Annotated in this window: 9 protein-coding genes; 7 read left to right on the forward strand and 2 right to left on the reverse strand. The window is 39.0% G+C overall.

Translation table 11 applies throughout. From position 1 onward, the window contains the following. The first annotated feature begins 96 nt into the window (after window positions 1-96). From HYG79_RS00125 to HYG79_RS00135, 3 genes are all read left to right on the forward strand, one after another. Window positions 97-2073, forward strand: a complete 1977-nt coding sequence (locus HYG79_RS00125) for a tetratricopeptide repeat-containing sensor histidine kinase (RefSeq protein WP_179240157.1) — start codon at window positions 97-99, stop codon at window positions 2071-2073. 2 nt (window positions 2074-2075) lie between these two features. Further along, window positions 2076-2756 (forward strand): response regulator transcription factor, encoded by a 681-nt coding sequence (locus tag HYG79_RS00130; protein WP_179240158.1) that lies wholly within the window; start codon window positions 2076-2078, stop codon window positions 2754-2756. Between the two features lie 152 nt (window positions 2757-2908). After that, entirely contained in the window at window positions 2909-3568 is a 660-nt protein-coding gene (locus HYG79_RS00135; RefSeq protein WP_179240159.1) for a hypothetical protein, read from the forward strand. Window positions 3569-3596: 28 nt separating this feature from the next. Here the strand turns inward: HYG79_RS00135 and glyA are convergent, their stop codons facing one another. Beyond that, window positions 3597-4901, reverse strand: coding sequence for a serine hydroxymethyltransferase (gene glyA, locus HYG79_RS00140; protein ID WP_179240160.1), 1305 nt, complete (start codon window positions 4899-4901; stop codon window positions 3597-3599). A 110-nt stretch (window positions 4902-5011) separates the two neighbouring features. Here glyA and fahA point away from each other — a divergent pair, with 110 nt between their 5' ends. Together fahA and HYG79_RS00150 are read left to right on the forward strand one after the other, a co-directional pair. Beyond that, the gene (fahA, locus tag HYG79_RS00145) at window positions 5012-6301 is read left to right on the forward strand and encodes a fumarylacetoacetase (protein ID WP_179240161.1); all 1290 of its coding nucleotides are present in this window, start codon (window positions 5012-5014) and stop codon (window positions 6299-6301) included. Between the two features lie 344 nt (window positions 6302-6645). Beyond that, complete coding sequence (locus HYG79_RS00150) at window positions 6646-7830, forward strand: hypothetical protein (protein ID WP_179240162.1); 1185 nt, start codon at window positions 6646-6648, stop codon at window positions 7828-7830. Between the two features lie 26 nt (window positions 7831-7856). Here HYG79_RS00150 and ytxJ read toward each other — a convergent pair whose 3' ends face one another. Further along, window positions 7857-8252 carry a bacillithiol system redox-active protein YtxJ gene (gene ytxJ, locus HYG79_RS00155; protein ID WP_179240163.1) on the reverse strand — a complete coding sequence of 132 codons (396 nt, stop codon included), beginning with the start codon at window positions 8250-8252 and terminating at the stop codon, window positions 7857-7859. 170 nt (window positions 8253-8422) lie between these two features. Between ytxJ and clpB the strand changes: the two genes are divergently transcribed. Continuing rightward, window positions 8423-11023: an ATP-dependent chaperone ClpB gene (gene clpB, locus HYG79_RS00160; RefSeq protein ID WP_179240164.1), complete on the forward strand. Its 2601-nt coding sequence runs from the start codon at window positions 8423-8425 to the stop codon at window positions 11021-11023. Window positions 11024-11164: 141 nt separating this feature from the next. Then, the gene (locus HYG79_RS00165) at window positions 11165-11761 is read left to right on the forward strand and encodes a TetR/AcrR family transcriptional regulator (protein WP_179240165.1); all 597 of its coding nucleotides are present in this window, start codon (window positions 11165-11167) and stop codon (window positions 11759-11761) included. The last annotated feature ends 38 nt before the right edge of the window (window positions 11762-11799 follow it).

Genomic DNA, 11799 nt, shown 5'->3' on the forward strand with positions numbered 1-11799 from the left:
AAACCTTTTTTAATTGTATTATTAATCATATGCTGTAGTTTGTATTTTGGTTGTGAACCCAAACAGGAGGCCACCACTGCTAAAAACACAGTAGATATGGACAGTATTTCCAAATGGGTAGATGAGATTAAAAATACTAAAATTGATTCCAACGATAGGGAGGTACAGTATAACAAGGCTTTCAAAAATGCCGATAATCTCGGAAACGATACTTTAAAGACCAAATATTATTCCGAACTATCCTTAGCCTTTTTAAAGTTAAGAGATTCATTATTCTTTAGAAAAGCAAACAACAGAACTTTAGAATTCGCAAAAACCATAAAAGATTCCAACATACTAGCAGCTGCTCATTGGGATTTGGGGCTTTTTCTTAAAAGAAATAATGTTACCGATAGTGCGTTTTATCACTACCGCGAGGCACAACAGCTCTATGAAAATCTAGGCAAAAGTTCAAATTCTGGAAGCATGATGCGGAACATGGCCATCCTACAATCTGATATCAGGGATTATACTGGGAGCGAGGTATCGGGAATAAAAGCCTTGGAAATTCTTAAACCCTTAAATAATCATAAGCAACTGTACAATACCTATAACCATTTGGGCATAGTCGCCAATGCGCTGGGCGAGTATGACAGGGCCTTGGATTATCATCAACAGGCCAAATTGCATTTAAATAAATTAAAAAATAAAGACAGATACGTTTATGGCCACTTAAATAATGTTGGATCCGTTTACAAAGAAAAAGGGGACTATAAAAAAGCCATAGAGAATTTTAAGATTATCGTAGATAATGATAGTCTAAAAAAACAAGCTTCAAGCACCTATGCCTTTGCTTTGAACAATTTAGCGGAATCCCGTATGAAGCTCAATGACACAGTAGGCATTTACAAACAACTCAATGAAGCCTTGAAAATTAGAAATAGCTCAGAAGATTTACGCGGGCTTTCGGTTACATATCACGATCTGGCCGATTATATGCTTTTAAGGGAAGATACTGTAAAAGCTATGGGGTATGCCGAAAAAGCCAAGGAATATTCCATAAAAAGCGATAATAATAAACGCCTATTAAAGACCTGGCAGCTCATGGCGCGATTAGAACCGGAAAAAGCGGTGGCTTACACTCAAAAATATGTTACCCTTAACGATAGTCTACAACAAGTAGAACGGCGAGAACGTAACAAATTTGCACGCATACAGTTTGAAACCGAGGAAACCGAAGCTGAAAATGCTCTTTTGGCCAAACAACGGCAAATGTGGATTGGTATTGCAGTGGGCGTACTCGCCCTGGCTTTTTCGATATTCGTCATCATATCGCAAAGAGTAAAAAACCAACGGTTAAAATTTGAACAACAACAGCAAGAAAGCAATCAAGAAATCTTTAACTTGCTATTGGCGCAGGGGGAAAAGGTCGAAGAGGGAAAAAAATCCGAACAAAAACGGATTTCCGAAGAACTTCACGATGGTGTATTGGGCCAATTGTTGGGCATACGTTTGATTTTGTCCAGCCTTAATAAAAAAAATGATGAGGAAACCATTGAGAAAAGAGCGGAATTTATTGGACAGTTGCAAGGTGTCGCTACCGAGGTAAGGGCCATATCGCATGCGTTGAGCGATGCGGCCTACCAAAAAATCCATAATTTCACCAACGCCATTCATGAATTGGTAGACAGCATTAGCGCTTCGGCACAAATAGCATGCTCTTTTCGATACGATGACACATTGGATTGGGATAGTTTACAGGGAGAAGCCAAAATCAATATATACAGAATTGTACAAGAAAGTCTACAAAATTGCGTTAAACATGCAGCATGTGACACTATTCTGGTAAATTTTGAAAATAGTGACGAAAAAGTCGTAATTTTAATTAAAGATGATGGTAAAGGCTTTAACCAACAAAAAGGGAAAAAAGGAATAGGTCTAAAAAATATTACCTCTAGAATTGAAAAAATCAAGGGGACGTTTTCTATTGAAAGTGAATTGGGCAAAGGCACCAAAGTAGTTTTAGAAATACCTTTGGAAGACAACCAAAACAGTATAAAGGAAGAAACAACACCATTAGCGAAAGGAGCATAAATATGGAAGATTCAAAAAAAGTATTGCGTATTTTGGCCGTTGATGACCATACCATGATAACGCTAGGTTACAAGTATACTTTAGAAGGAGCCGATTTTGAGGATTATGAGGTCAAAATGGAAATCGCCAATACGTATGAACTGGGCAAGAAAAAAATCGAAAATTCGGTCAGGGGCGTTCGTTACCATATGATAATGTTGGATATTCAGTTATCGCACGGGAAAGATGCGCCACTAAAAACCGGAGAGCAACTGGGACTGCTTGCCAGGGAAATCGTTCCCAATTCAAAAGTGGTGTTCATGTCGTCTTACAGTGACAACTATCGCATAAACCAACTCACGGCAACCGTGAACCCAGATGGTTATTTGGTTAAGGACGAAGTAGATGAACTAACTTTAAAAGCCATGCTTGAAACCGTCATGGGATCGGACATACCCTACTATACGGCCAGTGCTCTTTTTGCCATACGAAAAAAATTGGCCAATTCGCACATGATCGATGAGTTGGACAAAAAAATTCTTTACAGATTATCACTTGGTGAAAAAACAAAAGACATGAAGGGGATAGAAGTTTCTATAACCACTATTGAGAAAAGAAAACGAAATATGAAAGCGATGTTCGGTATAGAAAAAGAGAATGATTTAGCCTTGATTGCAGAAGCCAAAAACAGGGGTTTTATTTAGTATTTTTACTACAAATTTTATAAATCACTCAAAATCAGCAATTTATTTTTTTTAAAGGGAACGAAAACCGTACTTTTTTTGCGGTTTTTTTTAACCTCTCCTATTTTTGTATATAATATTTTTGTAGCGAGTACTAATCAAACCTTGTTCCTATGCCGCTACACTTGGACAGTTTTAAGAATAACCAGCAATTTGATTTCAACTACAATGTAAGATTAGAAGGCCTACCTAATTTTATTAAATCGTTGGAAAAGCATTTATTTTCCAATGTCGTTGTTCGTAGTGTCCCTAAAAATGACGATGTTGTACACTTGGTTATCGAGGCACACTGTAACTTTGAACTTTCTGAAACCGTTGCCCATATAAACAACGGTATTTGGGGCAATACATTTGATTTAAAAAACACCTCTTTCTTTTTAAAAGCACTTACCGATTTAAGAAGTAAGAATATACAATCAATAGATATTGATGAGTTTACTATTCTCTTGGAAGATACTTCACTCATAATAAATAAAATTTATGAACAAAGTATTCCCGACCAATTAGAAAATATATTACAAGAACTGGCAAACAACTATATATACCTAACCAAAGGTGAAACCGAAGTACCCTTTGAAATATACGTCCCGGTTTTTGAAGAAAACATTATAGAATCGGATGCGACTTTGATAAAGATTGAAACCGATACAAACAAAAAAGTGGATTACTTTAGTTTTTGGGGGTTGTATTTTTACTCTCAAGAAGATGCCGTAATCTATGATTTGGCGAACAAGTCTATTGTCTATGCTGACCTGTATATGCTGAACCATTGATTTTTAATGGAAAATCGATATGATAGGGCTATCGATTTTCCATTAGCGGCATTTCTGCCTCAGTATTGAATAAAGGCTTGGAAGCCATCATTTCATTTACTTTACGCTTGACTTCTTTGATTTTATTTTCATCATCGGGGTTGGTCAATACTTCATCTATTAAATCCACTATAATTTTCATATCGCTTGCCTTGAGCCCTCTTGTGGTAATCGCGGGGGTCCCAAAGCGTATCCCAGAGGTAACAAAAGGGGATTTGTCATCAAAAGGGACCATGTTTTTGTTTGCCGTAATATCGGCTTTTACCAATGCTTTTTCGGCATCTTTTCCCGTAATATTTTTATTTCTCAAATCAATGAGCATCATGTGGTTGTCTGTCCCGCCAGAGATAATCTTGTAATCTTTGGCAACAAAAGCTGAAGCCATCGCAGCGGCATTTTCTTTTACTTGAAGCATATAGGCCAAAAAATCATCCGATAACGCTTCGCCAAAAGCAATCGCTTTTGCGGCTATAATATGTTCTAGGGGACCGCCTTGGTTTCCGGGAAATACCGCTAAATCAAGCAGCGCCGACATTTTCCTAAGATTACCGTTTTTTAAACGAATACCAAAAGGGTTTTCAAAATCCTCGCCCATTAGTATCAACCCACCTCTAGGTCCTCGCAAAGTTTTGTGTGTAGTGGTCGTCACGATGTGGCAATGGGGAATCGGGTCGTTCAGAATACCTTTGGCGATAAGTCCCGAAGGGTGTGAGATATCGGCCAAAAGTATGGCGTTAACGCTATCAGCAATTTCCCGAAATCTTTCAAAATCCATATCACGGGAATAGGCGGACGCACCTGCGATAATCATTTTGGGCTTTTCTTTAGTAGCGATTTCCTGAATCTTATCATAATCCAAAACACCGGTATCCTCCTCTACCCCATAAAAGACAGGATGGTACAGCCTACCCGAAAAATTAACGGGAGAGCCGTGCGTTAGATGTCCGCCATGCGACAAATCAAATCCTAGAATGGTATCACCGGGCTTTAAACAAGCATGATATACCGCTGCATTGGCCTGTGAACCGGAATGTGGTTGAACATTGGCATAAACGGCGCCAAATAAGGCTTTAGCACGATCGATCGCCAATTGCTCAACCTTATCGACAACTTCACACCCACCGTAATAGCGTTTACCCGGATAGCCCTCGGCATACTTATTCGTTAACACGGATCCCGCTGCTTCCATAACTTGCGGACTCGTAAAGTTTTCGGAGGCAATAAGTTCAATCCCATTAATTTGGCGTTCACCTTCGGCAGCTATTAAGTCAAAAATTTCGTTGTCTCTTTTCATAGTTGTCCATTCTGTTAAATGATACCGCTAAAATACGAATTGCACGTCTTTAATTAATATAAAATAATATATTTGATACCATATTTATCAAACATAAATTAACAATATACATGCCTGCTAAAACTAACGATCCCGCAAAGAAAACATGGCTGCCAGTACCACTGCATTCAGATTTCCCCATACAAAACATACCCTTTGGTGTATTTCTTACCCGTGAAGACGTAATAACCATAGGAACACGTATCGGAGACCATGCCATTGACTTGGGCGCTTTACATCAATTGGGGTATTTTGAGGGCATTCCCTTGACCGATGATATTTTTCTGCAGGATACGCTGAATGATTTTATTTCCGACGGAAAAAAAACATGGCGTTTGGTTCGGAACAGGATCAGTGAGATTTTTGACAAGAACAATGCAACGTTACAACATAACGAAGAGCATAAAAAAATAGTTCTTTTCACTATGGATGAGATAGAAATGCAATTGCCCGTTTTGATTGGCGATTATACAGATTTCTATTCCAGTAAGGAACATGCCACCAATGTAGGGAAAATGTTTCGTGATCCCGAAAATGCCCTTTTGCCCAACTGGCTGCACATTCCCGTAGGCTATCATGGTAGAAGTTCAACCATAGTGCCCTCTGGAACTCCTATTTACAGACCTATTGGGCAAACATTTCCCAAAGGAGCGGAAACCCCCGTTTTTGGCCCGTCAAAATTGGTCGATTTTGAATTGGAAATGGCTTTTATAACAACAGATGCCAATGTGTTGGGAGAATCCATTCCTGTTGATGAAGCGGAAGACTATATTTTTGGAATGGTATTGTTTAATGATTGGAGTGCCCGGGATATTCAAAAATGGGAATATGTGCCCTTAGGGCCATTCTTGGCGAAAAGCTTTGCCTCCTCTATATCACCATGGATCGTTACCATGGATGCCTTGGAACCCTTTCGTGTGGAAAGCCCTAAACAAGAACCAACGCCAATGCCCTATTTACAACAAAATGGAAAAAAGAGTTTTGATATCCATTTACAGGTAGATATTGCCCCGGAGAACGATGAGCCTACCACAGTTTCGAAATCCAATTTTAAATACATGTACTGGACCATGGCCCAACAATTGGCGCACCACACCATAAACGGCTGCAAGATCAACAGTGGCGATATGATGGGAAGCGGTACAATCTCTGGACCAACATCGGATTCCTACGGTTCTATGCTCGAATTGGCATGGCAGGGTACAAAACCGTTGACCTTAAAAAATGGACAGACCCGAAAATTTATTGAAGACGGCGATACGGTAACCATAAAAGGACATTGTGAGAAAAACGGTATCCGTATCGGTTTTGGAGAAGTTTCCTCTAAGCTTTTACCACCATTTAAATCAAAAACAAAATAAATCACTACGGTTTCAAAATCCATAGTTTTGAAAAAAGAATAAATTTCTTTTTTAGCGAACAGCCGGTCATTCCGAACGGGGCACAAAGAGAAATCTTATTAAGTTATTTCTGGCCGATTCATACCTTGATCTGTTGAAATCATAACATCATTTTGAATTTAGACAAACTAAAAACAGCCACAATCAAATTGAGGGGTTCTGACCGTTAACCGGTGTATATAAAATAATCAAACAACACTACGTTTACCGGTATTTATACGATGTTTTTATCTTTTGCGTTATGGTTCTTAGCGATTTTGGCACGCTATTGGGACTATATGCGACTAACCATAAAACTAAACATCATGAAAAAAGCATTACTTTACAGTATCGTATTGGTAATTTTCATCTCTTGCGGAGGAGTGAAAAAAACCCAGGAAGCCCTCAATAGTGGTAATTATAGCACAGCTATAGATAAGGCCATTGTAAATTTGGTAGAGAACAAAACCAAAAAAGGACATCAAGACTACATAATATTGTTGGAAGAGGCCTTTAAAAAGAATACCGAAAGAGAGCTTCAAAAAATAAACTTTTTAAATAAAGACGGCAATCCGGCAAATTTTGAGACCATATTTAATAGTTACAGCAACTTAAAGGACATTCAGCAAAGAATACGCCCTTTACTACCGTTACGAATCTATGAAGAAAACAGAAATGCGAAATTTTCGTTTCAAAACTATGATGAAAAAATAATCACCGCAAAAATCGAGCTGTCCGATTATTTATATGATAATGCGACCAACTTGTTGGCCAACGCATCCGAAAAGGTTGATTATAGAAGAGCTTATGATGATTTCACCTATTTGGAAAAATTGAATCCCGGATATTCCGATACCAAACAAAAAATCGAGGAAGCTTACGCCAAAGGATTGGATTATGTAAAGGTGAAAATGGTAAATGATACCGAGCAGATCATCCCGGCAAGATTGGAAGAGGATTTATTGAATTTCAACACATATGGATTGAACAATCTTTGGACCGAATACCATAGCAACCCAAATGATAAAATAAACTATGATTACGAAATGGAAGTTGCCTTTAGGGGTATTGACATTTCTCCCGAACAAGTAAGGGAAAAACAAATCTCAAAAGAAAGACAAATCAAAGACGGTTATACATACGCTACCGATAATGATGGCAACGTTGTAAAAGATAGTCTGGGCAACAAGATAAAAATTGATAAGTTCAAAACGGTACGGTGTGATTTTTACCAATTTACACAGTTTAAATCGGCACAGGTAACAGGAAATGTCGTATTCAAGGATTTAAGAACAAAACAGCAAGTCAATACATATCCATTATCCAGTGGGTTTGTTTTTGAACATGTATACGCCAATTATGACGGCGATAAAAGAGCTTTGGAAAACGACCTGATTTCATTGTTACAGTTGGCCGCGGTACCTTTTCCCAGTAACGAACAAATGGTGTTTGATGCAGGTGAGGATTTAAAAGCTCGTTTAAAACAGATTATTACAAGTCAAAACTTCTAACAAAAAGCCCTGGTACCAGGGCTTTTTTATAGGTATTTCTTTAAATCAACTTCACTTATGGCTCCGTGCGAAGTATGAAATACTGCCGTACCGTTTTTTATGATGAGTAATTGTGGAGATTGATGCATTACTTGAAATGTATACCCCGTTTCGTCAGACACTTCCCTATTTTGGTGTAAGTCCAAAAAATAGAAGTCCATTTGATTCTCTTCCAGATCGTAAGAACGGGTAAACATGTTCAATACCATCCTACTTATGCCGCAAGTGGTCGAATGCTTGAATATTACTTGTGTTTTCCCTTTGGATTTTATCTCGATTTCCTGTAATTGGTCCAAAGACGTCAAAGGAATCCAAGAAATGCGTTTTTCTTCCTCTTTTTCGGTCGCATTGGTATTCCCGAACATATTTTTGAACAATCCCATTACACACTTTATTTTTATACTAGGTCGTAGACTTTGACCAACCTTACAATCTGCCGTATTGTCTTGTTATTATTGAGATTAGCAGACATTTTGTCTGTCTTTTTTACTTGGTAAGGTTGTTGAAATACATGTTGCAAAACTAATAAGATATTCTTTAAAATATAAATTCAATGAATCCTAATAATTTTACGATAAAATCACAAGAGGCCATACAACAAGCACAAATGGTTGCGCAAAGTATGGAGCATCAACAAATAGAAAACGAGCATCTTTTTAAAGCCATTACCGAAGTTGATGAGAACGTTTTACCATTTATCCTAAACAAACTGAACGTTAATGGTATAATGGTGAATCAAATTTTGGATAAGGAGCTGCAAAGCTTTCCAAAAGTCTCCGGTGGGGAGATGATGTTTTCCAAAGAGGCAGGTAAAACCTTGAACGAAGCCAATATCATAGCCAAAAAAATGGATGACGAATACGTGTCAATCGAACATCTAGTAATGGCCCTGCTCAAATCAAAAAGTAAGATCGCCCAAATATTGAAAGACCAAGGTGTATCAGAGCAAGGGCTGACCAAAGCCGTTGAAGAACTTAGAAGAGGAGGCAAAGTAACTTCGCAAAGTGCTGAGGAAACCTATAACTCCCTTAATAAATATGCGAAAAACCTTAATGAACTTGCCGATAGTGGTAAGCTAGACCCAGTAATTGGCCGCGATGAAGAAATTCGCCGAATACTTCAGATACTTTCACGAAGAACAAAGAACAATCCCATGCTGGTCGGTGAACCTGGCGTTGGTAAAACCGCGATAGCCGAAGGTTTGGCCCATAGAATCGTGCAAGGCGATGTTCCCGAAAACCTAAAGGATAAAACCATTTTTTCTCTGGATATGGGAGCATTGATAGCAGGTGCTAAATACAAAGGCGAGTTCGAGGAACGCTTAAAGGCTGTCATCAAGGAAGTAACCACATCAGACGGGGATATCGTACTTTTTATTGACGAAATACACACACTCGTAGGTGCTGGTGGTGGGCAAGGTGCCATGGATGCCGCCAACATTTTAAAACCTGCTTTGGCCAGGGGCGAGCTACGGGCGATTGGGGCCACTACCCTAGATGAGTATCAAAAATATTTTGAGAAAGACAAAGCTTTGGAGCGTAGGTTTCAAAAGGTCATGGTAGATGAACCGGATACAGAGAGCGCCATCTCTATATTACGGGGCATTAAAGAAAAATACGAAGCACACCATAAGGTAAGGATAAAGGACGAGGCGGTCATCGCGGCCGTTGAACTTTCCCAACGCTATATCACCAACCGTTTTTTACCGGACAAGGCCATAGATTTAATGGATGAGGCCGCTTCAAAACTTCGTATGGAAATCAATTCAAAACCAGAGGAATTGGATGTTTTGGACAGAAAAATAATGCAGCTCGAAATTGAAATCGAAGCCATTAAGCGTGAAGACGATACCGCTAAACTGAAATCCTTGAACATTGACCTCGCAAATCTAAAGGAAGAACGAAATGAAATCTTTGCGAAATGGGAAAGCGAAAAAACAGTAGTAGACAATATCCAAAAGACCAAACATGACATAGAGGAATTTAAATTGGAAGCGGAACGGGCAGAGCGTAATGGTGATTATGGCAAAGTGGCCGAATTGCGCTATGGAAAAATCAAGGAAGCCCAAGAAAAATTGGAATCCCTCCAAAACGAAATGCTGAAACAGCAAGAGGGCGATACCCTTATCAAGGAAGAAGTCACCAATGAGGACATTGCTGAAGTTGTTGCAAAATGGACAGGGATTCCCGTTACCAAAATGCTGCAGTCCGAACGGGAAAAATTATTAAAGCTAGAGGAAGTACTACACAAGAGAGTGGTCGGCCAAGAAGAGGGCATTCAGGCTGTTTCCGATGCCATTAGACGCAGTCGTGCCGGACTTCAAGATACCAAAAAACCCATAGGCTCTTTCCTTTTTCTAGGAACGACCGGTGTGGGAAAAACCGAACTGGCAAAGACTCTGGCCTCTTATTTGTTCGATGATGAGAATGCCATGACCCGAATAGACATGAGCGAATATCAAGAAAGGCACTCAGTCAGTAGATTGGTAGGAGCCCCTCCAGGGTATGTAGGTTATGATGAAGGTGGGCAACTTACAGAGGCCGTAAGGCGCAGACCCTATTCCGTAGTGCTATTGGACGAAATTGAAAAAGCCCACCCAGATACATTCAATATACTGTTACAGGTTTTGGACGAAGGCAGGTTGACCGATAACAAAGGTAGGGTCGCCGATTTTAAAAATACCATTATCATCATGACCAGTAATATGGGAAGCCATATTATCCAAGAGAAATTTGAAAACAATAGCGATATTCATAGTGCGACAGAAGCATCAAGGATTGAAGTGCTCGGCTTACTGCGAAAAACCATACGGCCAGAATTTTTGAACCGTATCGACGATATCATCATGTTCACGCCACTGAGCAAAAAAGACATCGAACAAATAGTTAAATTACAATTAGAGCAACTAAAACGCATGGTAGCCAAGCAAAACATCACTATCGATGCGACAGATGAGGCTATAAATTATTTGGCCGATAAAGGGTATGACCCACAATATGGCGCCAGACCCATAAAGAGAACAATACAGAAAGAAGTGCTGAACAATTTGTCCAAAGAATTGTTGAGTGGCAACATAAAATCGGAAAGTATTGTTCTTATAGATTCTTTTGATAATGAATTGGTATTTAGAAATCAAAACGAACTGGTAAACTAAAAGGTTTTGGTTTATATCACTACAATTTAATTATACATATTGATTACCCTAAAAGAGCATCTATAAATTGATGCTCTTTTTTTTGATGATATTTATACCATACAGTATATACTTTTTTTATATTCGTATAAAATATTGTGCATGCCGACCAAAGCCGAAAAAACAACCTCATACATTATAGAAACGGTTGCTCCCGTGTTCAACAAGCATGGTTATGTAGGCACGAGTATGAGCGACCTTACCGATGCCACAGGTTTGACCAAAGGTGCCCTGTATGGCAATTTCGAGAACAAAGAGGCTTTGGCCCTATCCGCTTTTGAGTTCAACAGTAAAATTTTATTGAACAAGCTAGACGAAGTATTGAATGTCGAGGGAAATTCGCTTACCAAGATTTTTGCACTGACCAAGTTTTACAAATACTACGATGTTTTTACGATTGAAATGGGAGGCTGTCCTGTTCTTAATGTTGGTGTTGACGCTCAAAACAATAACGAACTTTTGGCAGCGGCCGTTAAGGAAACCGTTAAAACAATTGAGGGGAAAATAGCCTTGGTGCTTGAAAATGGCGTAAACAGCAATGAAATCAAAATCCCCGTAACGCCCTTACAATTTGCCAAACAACTTTTTACCATGGTCCAAGGTGCCATCGCAATGTCTACCCTGACCAGAGACCGAAAATATTTGGTAAATACCATCGCGTACCTTGATCAGTTAATCAACAAAGAGATAAAAAAATAATATCATACATACTTTTTCAAAAAGCTCACTGTTAATGA

The sequence above is a fragment of the Costertonia aggregata genome, from assembly GCF_013402795.1.
Classification (GTDB): Bacteria; Bacteroidota; Bacteroidia; order Flavobacteriales; family Flavobacteriaceae; genus Costertonia; species Costertonia aggregata.